Raw genomic sequence first — 17945 nt, 5'->3', positions numbered from 1 at the left:
GTGGAATATGTTATGGAATTTGATCAAGTCAGAAAATACTTACTCGCAAAACCTTTCACCACAGAAAGCTTTCCTTTTGGTGAAGATACGCATGTATTTAAAGTGAAATCTAAAATGTTTGCTTTAGTTGCATGGCGTAAAAATGCCTTAATGATTAACCTTAAGTGCGATCCAGATGAGTCTTGTGCATTACGGGATATTTTCAACTCAATTACCACTGGTTACCACATGGACAAGAAACACTGGATTTCAGTTTATTACCCAAATAGTATTGCAAATCAGATAAAAACCGAAGGTTCAAGCAATAGTGAAACACGACCAATTAGCATTGTTCCAAATGGGGAATTAGAAAGAATTATCGATAACTCTTTTATGTTGGTAGTCAGTAAGATGCCTAAAAAGGAACAAACATCGATTTTACTCAATCTGTAGAATTTAAGGTTAATAGACTATTTTTCGGCTAATAACGCCATACGAACAATTTTTTCTACCAGTTCATCTTGATCGCTAATAAACTGGCAGCCTAATTTAAGTCCTTCTTCAGAAGCTTTTGCGTTACAAATACGGGCTTTGAGTGAAATTTGGTTTTCATCCACCTCAATTGAGATAGTAATAGTTTCACCTTCGACAAGTGCATCTTGCTCCTCTTTACAGGCCTCTATATGACAACCTGTCAGTGAGACATCTGTTAACTTTGCATGCCAAGAGTCTTCTTTTACTTTTATGCTTGCGGTTAGCTCTGTTAACACACGTTTAGTCGAACGCAAATTATGAATGATTATTTTACTTGGAAAGTTAAGTGCCATCATTCTTGTTGGCGTGCTCAAGGTTTGTCTTATTATTGATGAAAATGCAATTACAGATGCTTCGTGGCCTTCAATTAGCCCTCTAACAATGACTTCACTTCCTTGTACAAAATATTGGCCGAAGTTACCTAATTTATTCGACTCAGGAAATTGAATTAGTAAAAATTGCTCAGGTAGGTAGCCTATAAAAATGGTTCTAAAGCGCCCTTTTTGCCCTGCTGGACTGACGATATCAATGTTAACAGGAGTCCCAGCTAATAAAAATTTGAACTCTTTCGACAAACCTTGTTTTGTATCGACTTGTTTAGTTGGCATTTAACTTCCCTATTTCACTTTCAACCTCAGAAAGACTAGCACAAATATTAACAACTAACACAACAGCTTAACCTTAATTAATTGTTATTCATCTACTTGCATCGATTGCATCTACAGGTCTATGGTGAATATACAAGGTTAAGGCTTTATTGATGCAACACTTAAGTTAAGCACCATGAGTATTATCGATGAACTTATATATTTTCTAATTGATGCTATCGATAATACAGCCAACCAAAGCTATGTTCAGTGCCCTTAGCTATTCAATACTGTAACGGAGTTTTCACCATGAGAAACTTAGAACTATTTAGTACTGCATCTATCGATCACCTTTTATGGTCATCAAAACCATTAACACCGAGTTTAGACTCATCAGCTTTAGATATTTTTACTGATTTTGATGTGTCCAGACCCATCATTGTTGATGCCTCAACCAGTGCGGTAGGTACAGCTAAAATCATGGAAAAAACCCATGCTTATATGCGTTTAGTTGTTGATAAAAATGATAGGTTTCTTGGTATTATCACCCAGCGAGAATTATCGCATCACAACCTAATGCTTACCGCTAAGCGATTAACTTTGACCATTGATGAGTTATTAGTCACTGAAGTGATGGTGCCTAGAGAAGAACTACAAGCATTTGATTACAACCAAATTGCTACTGCAAAAGTCAGTGATATAGTCAGGCTATTGCAGGAAAACAATTTACATCACATGTTAGTAATTGATCAGAATTTACATCATATCAGAGGGTTAATTGCCGCAAGTGATTTAGCAAGAAAGCTTAATCAGCCAATTGAAATACATCAACGGCCTTCTTTCAGTCAAATTTTCTCTAATGCCCATTAATGATTTTGCCTAAACGATATAAATCACGGAGCCACTTACCTGACAAATCTCAGGTAAGTGACGATAAACCTTATTGAATATACGCACAAACTAGCCTTGCTGTGTTAGTTGGCTTTCTTGTTCAACAAGCTGATTATCGAAAGCAACACACTGATTTTTACCATAAGTTTTAGCTTGATATAGGGCCAAATCCGCTTTTTGAATAATCTCTTTCGCTGAGGTGAAGTTGCTAGGTATGCAAGAAGCAAAGCCTAAGCTCAAGGTGACGATTTTACTTTTAGATCTTGGGTGCGGGATGCCGAGTTCGGCAATTTTCAAACGAATATCTTCAGCGAGTTGCGACACACTTTCTTGCTGGCCGTAACAAATAATAGCAAACTCTTCACCGCCATAACGGCATACCACATCGGTTGAACGCACACATACGTCAGCTATTGCTTGCGATACTTGTATTAAACATTGATCTCCTTGGTAGTGGCCTAAGAAATCGTTATAAGCTTTAAAACAATCAATATCACACATGATTAATGACACTAATTGTCGCTCTCTTCGTGCTAAATTGATAATAAAGTCCAATTGAGAGTCGAATTCTCTGCGATTGTTCAGCCCTGTTAATGCATCAAGCTTTGAAAGCTTAAACAATTTGGCACTCGTACGTTCACGCTCAATAATCCCAAAAAGTAATTGTGCATTTCCGCAATCGTCTCGAAGTATTGCTCTTGCTTTACTCGTAAAGTAAAGGATCTCACCTTGGCTAGCGTCATAATAGGGAAAACGATTATGGTATTCATCGATACGCCCTAAGCGCAAGTCACAATAATCTTCAAAAATTCGCTTAGCTTTATGGGCATCTTTTACCGCAATATTTTTATTGTAATCCCCAGCGATAGGACAAGTCTTACTAACAGAATGTTGGAGGGTACTTGAGTCTAAAGAGAACATGTCACGCATGTTACTGTTGCAGTAAAAAACATTACTATTATCTTCTAAGTCTATTAGCCACCAGGAAACACCAGAAAAGCTTAATAGCTCTTGATAAAGCGTAAAATATTTTTCAATTCGCTTATTTGGAAACGTCATAATTGATTAGCCACTTTGTTCAAGCTAACCATCAGTCACTTACGCAACTAACTTTCCCTTTAGCAAAATGAATCAGCAAAACTACTATGATTATAGACCCTGTTTACGTAATTGCCTGTTTGCCTCTCATTTAGCTCAAAACAATGTCGCTAATAAATGCATTAAACCGCTGTCCATCTATGTTCGATACACGGCTTTATTTGGGATACTTGCTCAGCTAACTGCACATGTGATGAATAATCGACATTAGCCCAAAGCTTAACCTCAAACACCGACCCTAAAGCAACCTGGCCAACGCCTTTAGGTGTACCTGTCATCACAATGTCGCCATCCACTAACGTCATAAACTCATTCACCGAAGCTAGAATATCGTCAGCACTGTACATCATTAAATCGCTATGACCGAGTTGCCTGACTTCACCATCGATTGTCAATTGAAAGCAAAATGTAGCTCCGGCAGTTAACGACAATGAAGATAAACTGACAAAATCACTAAATAGAGCTGAGCCATCAAATGCCTTAGCTCGCTCCCATGGTAGCTGCTGTGATTTAAGTTTGGACTGCAATTCTCTCTTGGTTAGGTCTAATCCCACCCCTACCCCATGAAACATCCCATTACGCACTGAAAAACATAGCTCTGTTTCAAAATGAATCGGCTCTTGATGAAATGAGGTCAGCTGCGTGGAAATCGCAGAGTTAGGTTTAAAAAAAACCACCATATCTGAAGGCACCTCATTACCCAGCTCATGGATGTGATTCACATAATTACGACCGATACAGATAATTTTAGACGGTGATGTCGCTTCACTATTTGAGTTATATTGAATTGTGTTTAACATTTGCTTAAGCCTCTAGATATCAATTCCTATCAGCATATTGATTTAGTTAAATCGAATCAAACATATAAAGTAAATTAAAGGAGCAATCAAGGCGTCATAAATAGATTGGTTACCCAAATAAAAATGTCACTCCTTTAGATGGGTTAAGTGGCAAGCTGCTATATTCGAACTTGGTAAAAAATATAAAAAAGCTAATTGTTGTTCCTTATCTTCTTTTATTACTTTTAACGTTAAATTTTGCACCCCCTGCTTTTCAATATTTCTATCTGTAAATGCTTTTATGTGATCAGCATGTAGAGGTAAATCAACCGATTTATCGTGAATATCTAATTGAGAATTTAAAATATTGAGTGTGTAAGTACCATGCACTTTCTGGGCTTTTAATACCTCCCCTTGAACATGAAATGTCGCAATGGGCTTGCCCAGTTCGGTGAAATATCGATAGCTGAAGCTGACGTTGCGTTGTTGGAAAGTTAAGTCAGTAAGTAATATATGCTTATTGACGTTTTGCAATTGACGATCGTTCTCTACTAATTCAATACGGCAAGTCATAACCATATCCACAAGAGGTTCTTTTATGTGTAAATAAACTGTCGCTGCAGTGATTAATATAAATAGCCCCCCTGCAATAATGTACTTAGTCATTTTAGTCACAAAGTGATACCTCTTGTAGCCAGGCATTAGATAGAAACTCTGGCTTTAAGCTGAAATCGCTCGTTTTGATATTTCTAACTCTTGTATCACCATTAGGCATAACACCTTCAAGCACCAAGTTAAGCACCTGACTATCACTAGAAAAGGTGAAGAATACCTGTTTCCATGGAATGGATTCACACATACTCAAAGCTTTACTCAGCCTTTGCTCAAGATGAGCGATATGCTCTGCTGACATTTGGGGCGAATTCAACCAAGTATATTCTATGTGTTCACGGTTATTTATCGAAATGGTGTGGCTATCTCTAATAAAACTCACTGGAGTGGTAACCCAAACATATTGATGCATCACTACCCCCACTAAAAGAGCAAAAGCGCATACCCAGCCAAATACAATTCTTGTCTGTTTTTCACGTTTTGTCTTTACTTGACGCCACTCAGGTAAAGGTGGGGAAATATTAAGTCGATACCCTTTTTTAGGCATAGTCTCGATGAGTTCACTGTAATCCTCACCGAGGTATTTTCTGATAGTAAAAACAGCTTTGGCGACTGCAGACTCACTCATTACTGTTTCAAAAGAACCTGCACACGCCAACTGCCCTTTCGTAATCACAGTATTAGGGTGTTTAATCAGTTGCTCTAACACCTGGGTTTCGGTTCTAGTTAAACTATATTCAGTTTCAGTTTGAGTGTTTATGAGCAGACGATTACTCACATCGAACTCAAACACGTTAAACTTCATAAGACCCCTTGATTCGAATGGTTAAATTTATCTTACATTAGTTAAACTTCATTAACTTACATATACATCACACTTTACCATTGCCCTAAAATAACATACGCCAAAGTCGATATTTTAAACGCTGATATTTTTACTGAGAAGCTCATAGCTTTTTACTCAACTGAACGCTGCAATAAGTCGCCAATTTTGTACCTAAGTGCCCCTTTGTTGTTAACCCAACTTTTTAAATCTCGATGTAGATCACACCAACATCAGAGTAATATCAAAAATAATAACCCGTAATAAGCATTATAATCTTTATTTAAGTTGGCAATCGGTAGATATCACCGCAAAAGGTAATTTCAAAGTCAGTTTCTATGACTTTTAGTTAACTCTTTTGCCTTTTTCAGTCTGTAATTATACCTCCCCTATTACTATGAGTTAGGTCTCATTCAGATTCCTGCAAGCTGTCATGATTTATCTAACCACAAACAAGGGCAATGCAAACATCATCAATATCGAAACCTGCAATAGCAGGCTACTCGCAACAACTTAGATGATGTCTGCAATGAATAGAGTAAAAAGAAGGTCATGATGAATAAACTAAATAGAAGACAAGCACTCAATCGAATTGTAGGTATTACAGCAGCAACTGCTGGCGGTGCATTAGTTGCAAACCCGGTAATTGCAGCAATTGCTGATGATAACGGCAATTGGAAACTACAACCCGGCGAGCGTTTAGAGTATGCCAGGCTCGACCCGATGGAAGTTGCGCATTACTCATACTTAGATGCCAGAATGAATCATGGCTGCATGTACGCAGTATTTGACAGCATTATTTACTATCTTGCTAAGTCAAATTCACCTGATGCAGAAAAATTCAGCCAGGTTCAAACAGCATTATCAGTATATGGATATTCTGGAATGATGGGTGAAGGTACAATTTGCGGCAACATGAATGGTGCAGCTATGTTACTTAATATGCTCAATATAAACGGTGAGAAAGCCAACGATATACTTGGGCCAATCATGCGATTCTATGAAAATGAAACCTTACCCTATCAATCTGATGTGTTCTTAGAAGGAATTGGAGCAGATAAAGCAGAAACACTTGAATTAGTTGGCAAGCCAACAATTGCACGAAGTGTTCTCTGTCATACTTCAATTAGCTTATGGGCAAATGTAAACAACAAAACAGCAAAAGATAAAGGTGTTAGGTGCCGACAGCTGTCAGCATCAATAGTCCACGAACTTGTTATTTTGCTCAATAAAGCATTTGATGGTCATACAATCACCGACCACCCAGTTTCAGAAACGGTAGCCACTTGTCAGTCGTGCCATACAGAATCATCTACGTTTGCCCCTAGCGTTAGAGCTAACATCGCCTGTGACTCTTGTCATGGCGGACATCAATAAAGGAGCTTATCTAATGAATAAAGTTACTTATTGTCTAGTCACCTTATTATGTTCATTGTTACTGCTAGGCTGTAATAGCAGTGATGATAAGACTGCTTCGACAAGCATAGATATTAATCAAACTGAAACTTTAACAGTTGAATTAAATGAAGTTGATGCTGAATATGGGAAAGTCAATATTAGCCTTAAGGGTGATAATAATTTACCCGTTACAGGCGCTCACAACTTTAACCTGCTATTTTTGGGATACCTATATAACAACCCATCAAAATACCAGTTGCAATCTCATGAAGCTCTGCAAGTGAAGTGTATTAATACCACTGAGTGTTTAATGAATATCGAAGAGCAAAAAGATGGACGTTATGAACTCGTCGCTGATGACGTCAATTGGGACGCTCGAACTTATAAGTACAAGGTTGCAGTTGAAGTGCTCGGAGATAAAAGTCACTTCGAGTATGCTTTTTTAAATGTTCAATGAGCCCTAAAAGAGTGAATGACTGCACGGTTAAGTGTTTGACGAAAAATAGCTCATTCTTAATGAGTCCACACTGGACTCATTAAAAGGCATCACTTGAACATGTTGTAATAATATTTTAAAAATACATAAAAAAGTCACTGCGATACCATGCAGTGACTTTCATCTCGTGTACAAGCCATTAAAACTCAAGTCTAAGCATATGTTGAGATAAACTCGTCTAAATGCTCATTGGCAATTTCAATGTCATCGCCAACAAACTGAGCGATATGAAATAACGCTTCACCTTCGTTAGCGACTGGAATATTGGTTAAGCCAATAATAATGCCATCGGTTGGAGAACGTAACTCGGTAACTTCTCCACCCAGTGGATTGACCACATTGGCAAGTAAGCATCCTTTGCTCACACGAGCCCCTATTTTGCGTTTCACATTCACCAATCCATCTGCTTCACTTCGTAACCAATAACTGCGGCTCGCATTAATAGACGCTGTTGGTTTTAGTTTACTATTCAGCATCCCTAAATAGCGCATCACATTCAGTACACCTGTGACACCAGACTTTATCGACAACTCACTAAACCTTAGGGCTTCACCTGCTTCATATAAAATACATGCGATGCCTTTTTCATTAGCGTAGCCACGCATAGAGCCTTTTACAGACTTTGAGTCCATAATCACCGGAGCCCCGAAAGCCGTAGCCATTGCCATCATGACTTCATCATCAGTATCACAACGGATCTGCGGGAAGTTATCACGATGAATAGCCCCAGTATGCAAATCAACAATATGAGTTGCTTTTTTTAATAACTCATTAGAAAACAAATGAGCTAAGCGACTCGCTAATGCGCCTTTTGCACTGCCAGGGAAACAACGATTTAAATCGCGTCTGTCAGGTAAATAACGTGATTGATGAATAAAACCAAACACATTCACAATAGGTACAACCACCAAGGTTCCAGTTAAGGTTTTCATGTTCACCTTATCAATCAAGCGACGACATATTTCGATGCCATTTAGCTCGTCACCATGAATTGCAGCGCACACTAATAATACAGGCCCAGGCTTTTTACTATGAAACACCTCAACATGCAGCTCTAACGGCGTGTCGTTATACAATTTTGCTGCGGGCAGTTTGATGCTGGCACGACTGCCAGCTTCAATACTAAACTCACCAATTGCAAACGCTTCACGCTTAGGTGCCATTAACCCACACCCTTGGTTTTAGTGCTATTTGGTTTAGCATTTTTTTCAATAAACTGAATAATTTTTTCAGCCACATCAATACCAGTAGACTGCTCAATTCCTTCAAGACCCGGAGATGAATTCACCTCCATCACTAAAGGACCATGCTTCGAACGTAAAATATCCACACCTGCAACATTAAGCCCCATAGTTTTAGCTGCGCGCAATGCCGTAGAGCGTTCTTCTGGGGTCAACTTCACAATTGTTGCTGTACCACCACGGTGAAGGTTTGAGCGAAACTCGCCTTCAGCACCTTGACGCTTCATCGCAGCAATCACTTTGTCACCAATCACAAAACAACGAATATCAGCACCACCAGCTTCAGCGATATACTCTTGCACCATGATATTCGCTTTTAAGCCCATGAATGCCTCAATAACACTTTCAGCCGCTTTACGAGTTTCAGCTAACACCACACCAATTCCTTGGGTACCTTCAAGTAGCTTAATCACACAAGGTGCGCCGCCTACCATGTCCAAAAGATCTGGCACATCAGCTGGCTTATTAGCAAAACCAGTAACAGGTAAACCGATATTTTTGCGTGACAATAACTGTAATGAACGTAATTTATCCCTTGAACGCGAAATCGCTACAGATTCATTTAATGGGTGTACACCCATCATCTCAAACTGACGTAAAACCGCAGTACCATAAAAGGTTACCGAAGCGCCAATACGAGGTACAACAGCATCAAATGTCGGTAACTCTTCACCGCGCATATGAATACTAGGAGCCATCATATTGATGTTCATGTAACACGCTAGCGGGTCAATAATTTGTACTTCATGACCTCGAGCTATCGCCGCTTCTTGAATACGACGAGTAGAATATAAGTCTTTATTTCTAGACATAATTGCAATGCGCATAACCTTAAGCTCCTGTTAAATGTGCTGCTGATGAATCCACTAAAAAACGCCCTGCTAGTGCTCGGCGACCTAAAAGCATTCTAAACTGCATGTTGTCACGTTGTGTAAGGGTAAGTTCAATATCAAACTGAGCATCGCCAATAATAATGGGGGTTTTAACCACATAGCGATTAGTAATATGCCCACCAGAATCTTTTACGTGTCGGCGATCAAATACAGCAAACTCTTGAACGATTTCTCTGTCTGATTCTTGCTCAGGATGGATCCATACTCTGATCCAATCTTGATCATCTTTAATAAACGGTTTAATTCTAAAAGCGTGTAAACATGACGTCTTAGCACCGGTATCAATTTTCATATTGACCCGTTCATTGCCAAGTTCAGGAAACGTCGCCCATTCACACCAGCCAAGAATTTTTAATGCATTTTTTGTCATGTTTAAGCCTTTTTCACAAAACCTTACTTCGTTTAATATCGTTAAATTGACAGGCATAAAGGAATTAATAAGACTGCTTTTGACAATATTGCAGCCATATAAATGTATCAACTTTAGCCAAAACAACACTTTAATTGAGTTAATAACAAGTTGAAAACTTACCCTCAATCAGTTTGGAAGCGCATAATACTCCTAAAGTTTAAAAACACTACTAAAAAAAACATAAAATTTAAAAAAAACCACCAGCAACAATCAATAACCTTATCAACACTGCATTTCCAAACAGCCAAAAACAACAATTAACTCTAGATAAAAGCAATAAAAACCGTAAAACAAATGAAAATTGACGTTTTAACACACAAAATAATTTGTTTGAGACAAGTATAAAAGATGATTATAAGTTAACCACTGAGCTTTGTATTATTAGTAATCAAATAAGTCGTACATTCCAAGCTGAGTTTTTAACATTTTTGATTAAAGGTAGTCGGCTTTTATGGCACACTTTAGGCTCACCTTTTTTAGGATCTGTTATGTATACTCAGCAAAGTTTTGACTTCTTAACCCTACTTGCCAATAACAACGATCGCGAGTGGTTTAAAGCTAACCAACAAGATTACGAAGATAGGGTTAGAACGCCGACATTAAAATTTATTGAAGCGATGCAAGGACCAATCTTAAATATATCACCTCGCCTTACTGCAGTGCCTAAGAAGGTAGGTGGCAGCATGATGCGACCGCAAAGAGACAGTCGTTTCAGTAAAGATAAAAGCCCTTATAAGTTAAATGTTGGTATTCAGTTCAGACACTTTCAGGGCAAAGATGTCCATGCTCCAGGGCTTTATCTACATTTAGCTAATGATGGCTGTTTTATCGCTGCAGGTATCTGGCATCCTGAATCTAAAGCCTTAAATGCAATTCGCCACTGTATTGATGAAAACCCTAATGGTTACAAAAAGGCGTTAATTGCATTAGATAAAGCTGGGTTTGAATTATCAGGTGATAGCCTAGTAAGGCCTCCTCGGGGTTTTGATAAAGAGCACCCACTAATAGAAGAATTAAAACGAAAAGATTTTATCGCCATTAAACCAATATCGATTGAGCAAGTTTGTGATAAGGACTTTGTAGAGTATTGCGCTAAAGAGTTCGAAAAAACGACACAATTGATGGGATACCTTTGTTTCGCTCTCGATTTAGATTTTTAATTGGATTTTTAATTGGATTTTTAGAAAGCTTCGGCTTTTAAAACATGCACCATTATCAAACTTGAACTTTTAGCCTCCAAGTTTACAAATATCTAATTCAACTTTATATGTGTTCGTAAACATCCGCCCCAATAAAAGTGATTTGAAACTCCAAATAACGCTAACAAAATAGTTGGCGTTTTTGGTAGAGGATTTACAGTGTGTATTTCACACCTATTCCCAACAAGCTTCAACAAGCTTCAACAAGCTTCAACAAGCTTCAACAAGCTTCAACAAGTATAAAATCATTTAATCACTGTACCTTTCCCACTAGACAACCTATATTATTCAATAAAATACCAACAAATAAACTACAAACATCCCCTTGAACTCAATGTAATGACAAGGCTTGCTGATGATGAATAAATACCCTAAAAAAGTTGCTACCCCCGCCTTTAAAGGCTTAATTCCCTTAACTGTATTCATTGCCGCCTCGTTATCCCTTTATAGCCAATCATCAACTGCTGCTTCAGCCCATGTAAAATCTTCTGTAAACCGAAGTGAAACACCTGATACTGGCACCGAGAAGCTGCTTTTACCTTATGTTTTCAGTACAGACTCAATGGGCGTTAATATTGGTCTAGGTGCGATGGTCAGTGGTTATTATCAAGAGCAGATGACTGTTGGCGGTACCGTGTATGGCGGGGATGTCAGTTATGGCGCGGGTGGTGGTGTCTGGAATTATAAAATCCCTAAAACTGAGCGGTTCTTTTTAAGTGTATACGGTTTTTTAGGCTATTACCCACAACAAAAGGCATACGCTGGTGGCGCTAGTAATTTTATCCCGGCTGATACACCTTTACCTGGTAGCAATGACTCGTCGAATGAACAGTTTTTGCAAGCAGATGGTTCATCAAACTGGTGGGAAATGAAACTTGAATACGCCCTACCAATAGGCGCTACACGTGATAAAGGCCAAGTCACTTACGAGTTAACTAATGGCTTACTGACGTCAAAGCCTTCCGGCGGAGATAAATGGAACCCATTTGAATCAGGTGCAACTGTAGCCGTACTCAGACAATTTAATCGTTATGAGAGTTATGAGTTTGATGATGATGAACTCGATGGCGCCGTTCACGCTATTGAGCTAGGGCTCCTTTACGACAATACCGACTTTTCAGTAAATCCAAGTTTTGGTAGTAAGCAGTATTTATCAATCTCACACGATGCTGGCTGGTTTGAGTCTGAGCAATCTTGGACTTTCTTAGAGTTTGAAGCCAGTAAATACTTTTCATTTGGGCAATCTGATTACGCTTCACAACGGATTTTGGCGTTGAACTTTTGGACAGGTTACTCCCCTTCTTGGGAACTTGAATACGATGAACAAGGCGGTAGAAAAGTTAATAATAACGCGCCATACAGTGAAGGAGCTTCATTGGGGGGCTTTTATAGAATGCGCGGTTTCGAAAACAATCGCTTTCATGATAAAGCATCAATCTACGCTACCGCAGAATACCGTTACACCCTAAAGTATAACCCCATAGAAGATGTAAGTTGGCTTAAGTTTTTGCGTTTAGATTGGTTCCAACTAGTGGGTTTTGTTGAAGCTGGACGTGTTGGTGAGTCCTATACCGCCAATGAGCTATTAACTGACATTAAATACGATTATGGAGTGTCTCTAAGAGCATTAACTGCTGGGATTGTAGTCAGGCTTGATGTAGCCACATCTGATGAAAGCACCAATGCTTGGGTCATGGTTGATCACCCTTTTTAATGTCATAGCTACTTTTATATAATAACGGCTCCCCTATAAAGAGGGGGAGCACACATTTCGTCGATGAACACTTATACATATTCAACCCAAATTAAAGACATGCTAAAATAGCGCATTACTTTTTAAGATCACAAACAAGTATTGTGATCACAGCCACTCTTGAGTTCACCATGTCATCAGCACCACAATCTACCATTATCGCTAATACACCTGCAGAAAAAAGAGCGCTTAGTTACTCTAGTACCATCAAAAAACTATTTGATGAAGTATTGGACACTAAGATGCCTGCAGACAGGATTGTGGCTAATTATTTCCGTGAACATAAAAAGCACGGTTCGAAAGACAGACGCGTGATCCGCGAAACCTTATTTGGTCTATTTAGATGGTGGGGTTGGCTTAAGCAATTAGGCTCACAACATGACGAGCAAACTTGGTTCAAAATGCTCAGTTCATGTGCATTATTAGAGCAACATAGCTGGCGCAGTTTTGCTGATGCTTGGCAAATATTTGCAGGGCTATCAGATGCTCAAGTAGAGATAATAACTGCTAATATTGCCACCGATGAGATAGCAAACACAGACTCCGTGGTTGCTAAAAACCTGCTACTCAAAAAGCTATTCACAAATTTTGAATTCACAGAAACCCAGTTACTACCTGAATGGTTCTGGGAAGTTTGCCCTGTTGAAGACGGTAAGACACAAATACAGCTAATAGAAGCCATGAGCTCTAGACCGCCTATTTGGGCTAGAGTACAAGGTCAAGACACTCAGAAGGCATTAGCTGAGCTTCAACAAGCTCAAATTGATGCGACCCCAAGTGAATTTTTTAATGATGCGATTAGCTTAGGCAGTAAAAGTATTAACTTGAATGAAGTAAAACTGTATAAAAATGGCCTGTTAGAAATACAAGATTTAGCCTCACAAGTCATAGGTAATATTTGTCAGCCTAAAACCGACGAAAACTGGTGGGATACCTGTAGCGGCGCAGGTGGTAAAACCTTACAGCTTAGATCATTGATGATGCAAGATGCAGTAAAAGCATCATCTAATGGCAGCGTAATATCATCCGACATTCGCTCTAAAGCATTAGAAGAGCTAAACAAGCGTGCCAAAAGAGCAGGTTTTAACAACATCTCAATTTCGCGTTGGAAATCAGAAGCATTACCGGTTGAAGCTAATCATTTTGATGGCGTATTGGTTGACGCACCATGCAGCTGCACAGGCACTTGGCGCAGAAACCCTGACATGCGCTGGATAGATGACAGAAGCTGTGTCGAAGACAAACCTGCCCTGCAGTTAGACATTCTCACTCGCAGCGCTAAAGCGGTTAAATCAGGTGCAAGTTTAGTTTATGCCACCTGCTCTTTATCACCACTTGAAAATGAAGCCGTGGTTGATGAGTTTTTAGCGAATAATAAAGAGTTTTCACTTGAAACCATTACTCATCCATTTACCCAGCAACAAAACACCATGCTGACAGTATGGCCTTACGAGGCTAATAGTGACGGCATGTTTGTCGCGAAAATGGTAAAGCGATAGCACTAGAGTGTTTTTGCTTAAAGTCTGATTAAAAAGCCTTTTTAGCTCACTGGTTACTCGCTTATTACTCAATTGAGTCATATGGCTAAACAAGGCTTTTTATTAGACGTAACAACCAAATCAGAAAAAATAGGTGTTTGAACTAGAGTTTGTCAACAAGCCGTTTTAAAGAGCAAGTCCAGTCAGGCCTAGTTATTCCCCAAACTTGTTTAATTTTTTGACACCCAAGCACAGAGTATTTAGGCCTTAGAGCTTTGGTATTAGCATGCAAAGCAAATGCTTCTGATGAAATAGCCACCACCTCAGGTTTAGAGTTGATTTTTTTGTGCTTTAAAGCTTCATCCAAAATCTGTTGGGTTAACTCAAACCAAGTCATGGCTCTACTACCACAATAATGAAATGTTCCCCAATCAGCTTGGCCTGAATCTATTGCCATCAACAGTTTAAATACTGCTGCGGATAAGTCATCTGCAAAGGTTGGACAACCTTGTTGATCTGAAATCATTGCTAACTGTGAATGCTGCTTGGATAACCTTAATACTGTTTTAGCAAAGTTATTGCCATACTGACTAATAAGCCAAGATGTGCGGATAATAAGGTGCTGTTTTAACTCGGCTCTTATCAATGCTTCACTTAGCAACTTGGTCTCGCCATAGGTATTAAGTGGCTGAGTATCATCAGTTTCAAGATAAGGCGAAACCGATTGACCATCGAATACATAATCGGTGGATAAATGAATAAGTGGAATTTTATAATGACTTGCCGCTTTCGCTAAATTGTTGGTACCAAGAAGATTCACTTCTCGGCACAATTCAATATCAGTTTCAGCTTGTTCTACATTCGTATAAGCCGCAGCATTAACAATAATGTCTGGTTTGAACATTGCCATATATCGTGACACTGAAGCTGAATTACAAATATCAACATCAGATTTATTCGTTGACTGAATCTTGAACCTAGCGTTGAGAAGTGATGAGTTTTGTTTGAAATAGGCAATCAAGCTTTGACCTAATTGACCATCTTTGCCAACCAACCAAACTTTCACAGAACTAAATCCTTCGACATCTCACCCTTAAAAATCAAGCCTTTCAGCGCTAACTCTTCCAACGTCAAACCAAGCGTATCTTTGGTTGATAATATTGGCTCTTTAATCGGCCAGTCTATTGCCACATCAGGGTCATTCCAAAGCAAGCAAGCTTCGTATTGTGGCGCATAATAATCAGTGCATTTATATTCAACATCTGCAAGCTCTGACAAAGTAACAAAGCCATGGGCAAACCCTTCAGGGATCCAAATTTGGCGTTTATTTTCAGCCGATAACTCAACACCGACCCAGCTGCCAAAACTCTTTGAGCCTTTACGGAGATCGACTGCTACATCGAAGATGCTTCCACGAATGACGCTAATGAGTTTCCCTTGAGGTTGTTGTCTTTGAAAGTGAAGGCCTCTTAGTACACCTCGTTTAGATTGAGACACATTACTTTGTACAAAAGGCTTATTAATATTTAACGCTTTTTGATAGCGCTCAGCTTGAAAACTTTCATAAAAGAAGCCTCTGTCATCATTAAACAATCGCGGCTCAATGATTTTGACATCTGCAAGGTCAGTTTCGTTGATTTTCATACCGTTACTATTACTGTTACTATTTTTATGACTCGTCATATTTATTGCCATGTTCTTGCGCAATTAGCATTAGATAATCACCATAAGCCGTCTGCTGATGCCTTAGAGCTTGTTGCTTAAGCTGGGTTACATCAATCCATTGATTGATAAATGCAATTTCCTCTAAACAGGCCACTTTAAGGCCTTGGCGTTTCTCTACTGTTTGCACAAAGTGACTGGCTTCTAACAAGGAGTCATGGGTACCTGTATCTAACCAAGCAAAACCTCGACCCAGTATCTCAACATTTAGCTGATTTTGGTTAAGGTAAGCCAAATTCACGTCAGTAATCTCTAACTCACCTCTTTTGGAGGGTTTAATCGACTTCGCGATACTAATAACTTTATTATCGTAAAAATACAAACCAGTGACGGCATGATTTGATTTGGGTTTTAACGGTTTCTCTTCAATATCGGTAACTTGCCCTTTATCATTAAAACCTATTACTCCAAAACGCTCAGGAGCACTGACTCTATAACCGAATATCGTTGCTCCAGATGGTTTCGACACCGCTTTTTTAAGTTGTTCACTAAAGCTTTGGCCATAAAAAATATTATCACCTAGAACTAGCGCGACATTACTATCACCAATAAATGATTCACCAATTAAAAAAGCTTGTGCCAGCCCATCAGGACTTGCTTGTTCTTCATAACTAATCTTAATCCCGAATTGCTCGCCATTACCCAATAAGCGTTTAAAGTTAGCAAGATCATCAGGGCTTGAAATGATTAACACATCACGAATACCCGCTAACATCAGTACTGACAAAGGATAATAAATCATTGGTTTATCATAAACAGGTAACAGCTGTTTAGAGGTTCCAAAGGTAATAGGATAAAGTCGGCTACCACTCCCACCAGCAAGAATAATACCTTTATAAGCAGATGATTTTATTTGTGTCATTAGTTAGCATTCACTTTGTCAAATGGCTTCAATTGATAACCCTCATCTATTATATTTTGGCACCAATCTAAGTGGGCTAAATACCATTGCACAGTTTTTCGTAGGCCCGATTTAAAGGACTCTGTTGGCTGCCAATCAAGCTCAGTGTGTATTTTAGTTATATCAATAGCATAACGTACATCATGCCCTGGTCTATCTGCCACAAAGGTTATCAATTCAGCATATGATTTAAGCTCACCTTTACATGGCACTAACTCATCTAATAGCTCACAAACTTGGCAGACAACGTCAAGATTTGTTATCTGATTCAGACCACCAATATTATACACTTGCCCTACTTTTCCTTGAGTGAGCACTTTAAATAATCCACGAACATGATCATCAACATGCAGCCAATCTCTAACTTGTTTCCCATCACCATAAATGGGTAAAGGTTTACCAGCCAGAGCATTTAAAATCATATGGGGTATGAGCTTCTCAGGATATTGAAGCTGACCATAGTTATTTGAACAATGGCTCATCACAACGGGTAAACCATAGGTTCGATGCCATGCACTGACTAAATGATCAGAGGAAGCTTTTGAAGCTGAATAAGGTGAACTTGGCTTATAGGAGGTTAATTCATTGAATGCGGGTTCATCTTGGCTTAAATCGCCATAAACTTCATCAGTAGAGATATGAACAAACCGAAAACTGTGTTTATCTTGCTCATTTAACGTTAGCCAATAGTCTTTGGCTGCTTCTAATAACTTAAATGTGCCGACAATATTGGTCTCAATGAACGCTGAAGGACCATCTATGGAGCGATCTACATGGCTCTCGGCAGCTAAATGCATAATAGCTGTAGGTTTGAAGTCCGAAAATACTTGCTTCAAAGACTCAGAATCACAAATATTACCATGTACGAAGTGATATCTAGGATTTGATTCTACACACTTTAAAGAGGCTAAATTACCTGAATAAGTTAATGCATCAAAATTCACCACGGTTTCATTGGTAGTGTCTAAAATATAGCGAATTAAATTTGCACCGATAAAACCCGCACCGCCAGTGATTAAAAGCATAAATGTCCTGTAAGAGCCTAAAGTGGCAACGAATAAGCGACGGATTATATCAAACAAAACAAAAATGCCAGCGTAGATTACGCTGGCATTTTTATTTAAATCGCTACACAAGCAAATTAAAACT

At 38.9% G+C, this 17945-nt stretch carries 19 protein-coding genes; 7 read left to right on the top strand and 12 right to left on the bottom strand.

The window, feature by feature from the left end:
- Positions 1–12 precede the first annotated feature (12 nt).
- On the top strand, positions 13–432 hold the full coding sequence (locus K5Q58_RS10175) for an MmcQ/YjbR family DNA-binding protein (RefSeq protein WP_220753819.1): 420 nt from the start codon (positions 13–15) through the stop codon (positions 430–432).
- 17 nt (positions 433–449) lie between these two features.
- Here K5Q58_RS10175 and K5Q58_RS10170 read toward each other — a convergent pair whose 3' ends face one another.
- Positions 450–1121, bottom strand: coding sequence for a PilZ domain-containing protein (locus tag K5Q58_RS10170; protein ID WP_220753818.1), 672 nt, complete (start codon positions 1119–1121; stop codon positions 450–452).
- Positions 1122–1409: 288 nt separating this feature from the next.
- Between K5Q58_RS10170 and K5Q58_RS10165 the strand changes: the two genes are divergently transcribed.
- The gene (locus tag K5Q58_RS10165) at positions 1410–1970 is read left to right on the top strand and encodes a CBS domain-containing protein (protein WP_220753817.1); all 561 of its coding nucleotides are present in this window, start codon (positions 1410–1412) and stop codon (positions 1968–1970) included.
- Positions 1971–2060: 90 nt separating this feature from the next.
- On the opposite strand, the gene K5Q58_RS10160 is transcribed toward K5Q58_RS10165, so the two are convergent.
- The 4 genes from K5Q58_RS10160 to K5Q58_RS10145 form a co-directional block, all read right to left on the bottom strand.
- Complete coding sequence (locus tag K5Q58_RS10160) at positions 2061–3050, bottom strand: diguanylate cyclase (protein ID WP_220753816.1); 990 nt, start codon at positions 3048–3050, stop codon at positions 2061–2063.
- 161 nt (positions 3051–3211) lie between these two features.
- A complete protein-coding gene (locus K5Q58_RS10155; RefSeq protein WP_220753815.1) occupies positions 3212–3889 on the bottom strand; it encodes a fumarylacetoacetate hydrolase family protein in 678 nt (225 codons plus the stop codon).
- Between the two features lie 126 nt (positions 3890–4015).
- Positions 4016–4543 carry a hypothetical protein gene (locus tag K5Q58_RS10150; RefSeq protein WP_220753814.1) on the bottom strand — a complete coding sequence of 176 codons (528 nt, stop codon included), beginning with the start codon at positions 4541–4543 and terminating at the stop codon, positions 4016–4018.
- Positions 4536–5285: a winged helix-turn-helix domain-containing protein gene (locus K5Q58_RS10145; RefSeq protein ID WP_220753813.1), complete on the bottom strand. Its 750-nt coding sequence runs from the start codon at positions 5283–5285 to the stop codon at positions 4536–4538. Before K5Q58_RS10145 ends, K5Q58_RS10150 begins: the two co-directional genes overlap by 8 nt.
- Before the next feature lie 573 nt (positions 5286–5858).
- Between K5Q58_RS10145 and K5Q58_RS10140 the strand changes: the two genes are divergently transcribed.
- The gene (locus K5Q58_RS10140; RefSeq protein WP_192022994.1) at positions 5859–6680 is read left to right on the top strand and encodes a cytochrome c3 family protein; all 822 of its coding nucleotides are present in this window, start codon (positions 5859–5861) and stop codon (positions 6678–6680) included.
- Positions 6681–6693: 13 nt separating this feature from the next.
- Entirely contained in the window at positions 6694–7158 is a 465-nt protein-coding gene (locus tag K5Q58_RS10135) for a hypothetical protein (RefSeq protein ID WP_220753812.1), read from the top strand.
- Between the two features lie 191 nt (positions 7159–7349).
- On the opposite strand, the gene K5Q58_RS10130 is transcribed toward K5Q58_RS10135, so the two are convergent.
- The 3 genes from K5Q58_RS10130 to K5Q58_RS10120 are packed head-to-tail and all read right to left on the bottom strand — an operon-like array spanning position 7350 to position 9701.
- Positions 7350–8360 (bottom strand): succinylglutamate desuccinylase/aspartoacylase family protein, encoded by a 1011-nt coding sequence (locus K5Q58_RS10130; RefSeq protein WP_220753811.1) that lies wholly within the window; start codon positions 8358–8360, stop codon positions 7350–7352.
- Positions 8360–9265: a 30S ribosomal protein S6--L-glutamate ligase gene (gene rimK / locus K5Q58_RS10125; RefSeq protein WP_220753810.1), complete on the bottom strand. Its 906-nt coding sequence runs from the start codon at positions 9263–9265 to the stop codon at positions 8360–8362. The genes K5Q58_RS10130 and rimK overlap by 1 nt, the downstream gene beginning before the upstream one ends.
- A 4-nt stretch (positions 9266–9269) precedes the next feature.
- The gene (locus K5Q58_RS10120; RefSeq protein WP_220753809.1) at positions 9270–9701 is read right to left on the bottom strand and encodes a RimK/LysX family protein; all 432 of its coding nucleotides are present in this window, start codon (positions 9699–9701) and stop codon (positions 9270–9272) included.
- A 530-nt stretch (positions 9702–10231) separates the two neighbouring features.
- Here K5Q58_RS10120 and K5Q58_RS10115 point away from each other — a divergent pair.
- The 3 genes from K5Q58_RS10115 to K5Q58_RS10105 all read left to right on the top strand — a co-directional run bounded on the left by K5Q58_RS10115 (position 10232) and on the right by K5Q58_RS10105 (position 14194).
- Positions 10232–10903 carry a DUF2461 domain-containing protein gene (locus K5Q58_RS10115; protein WP_220753808.1) on the top strand — a complete coding sequence of 224 codons (672 nt, stop codon included), beginning with the start codon at positions 10232–10234 and terminating at the stop codon, positions 10901–10903.
- A gap of 394 nt (positions 10904–11297) precedes the next feature.
- The gene (locus tag K5Q58_RS10110; RefSeq protein WP_259651309.1) at positions 11298–12656 is read left to right on the top strand and encodes a BamA/TamA family outer membrane protein; all 1359 of its coding nucleotides are present in this window, start codon (positions 11298–11300) and stop codon (positions 12654–12656) included.
- Between the two features lie 170 nt (positions 12657–12826).
- On the top strand, positions 12827–14194 hold the full coding sequence (locus K5Q58_RS10105; RefSeq protein ID WP_220753807.1) for an RsmB/NOP family class I SAM-dependent RNA methyltransferase: 1368 nt from the start codon (positions 12827–12829) through the stop codon (positions 14192–14194).
- Between the two features lie 142 nt (positions 14195–14336).
- On the opposite strand, the gene rfbD is transcribed toward K5Q58_RS10105, so the two are convergent.
- From rfbD to rfbB, 4 genes are read right to left on the bottom strand one after another with little or no spacing between them, the layout of a single operon-like run.
- Positions 14337–15239: a dTDP-4-dehydrorhamnose reductase gene (gene rfbD, locus K5Q58_RS10100; RefSeq protein WP_220753806.1), complete on the bottom strand. Its 903-nt coding sequence runs from the start codon at positions 15237–15239 to the stop codon at positions 14337–14339.
- Complete coding sequence (gene rfbC, locus K5Q58_RS10095; RefSeq protein ID WP_308443228.1) at positions 15236–15856, bottom strand: dTDP-4-dehydrorhamnose 3,5-epimerase; 621 nt, start codon at positions 15854–15856, stop codon at positions 15236–15238. The genes rfbD and rfbC overlap by 4 nt, the downstream gene beginning before the upstream one ends.
- Positions 15843–16757: a glucose-1-phosphate thymidylyltransferase RfbA gene (rfbA, locus tag K5Q58_RS10090; RefSeq protein ID WP_220753805.1), complete on the bottom strand. Its 915-nt coding sequence runs from the start codon at positions 16755–16757 to the stop codon at positions 15843–15845. Before rfbA ends, rfbC begins: the two co-directional genes overlap by 14 nt.
- The gene (gene rfbB / locus K5Q58_RS10085) at positions 16757–17821 is read right to left on the bottom strand and encodes a dTDP-glucose 4,6-dehydratase (protein WP_220753804.1); all 1065 of its coding nucleotides are present in this window, start codon (positions 17819–17821) and stop codon (positions 16757–16759) included. Before rfbB ends, rfbA begins: the two co-directional genes overlap by 1 nt.
- Positions 17822–17945 lie beyond the last annotated feature (124 nt).

This window comes from Shewanella sp. KT0246 (assembly GCF_019654955.1).
Classification (GTDB): domain Bacteria; phylum Pseudomonadota; class Gammaproteobacteria; order Enterobacterales; family Shewanellaceae; genus Shewanella; species Shewanella goraebulensis.
Note: the sequence above shows the minus strand (reverse complement) of the source record. Positions and strands in the feature narration are given on the sequence as shown.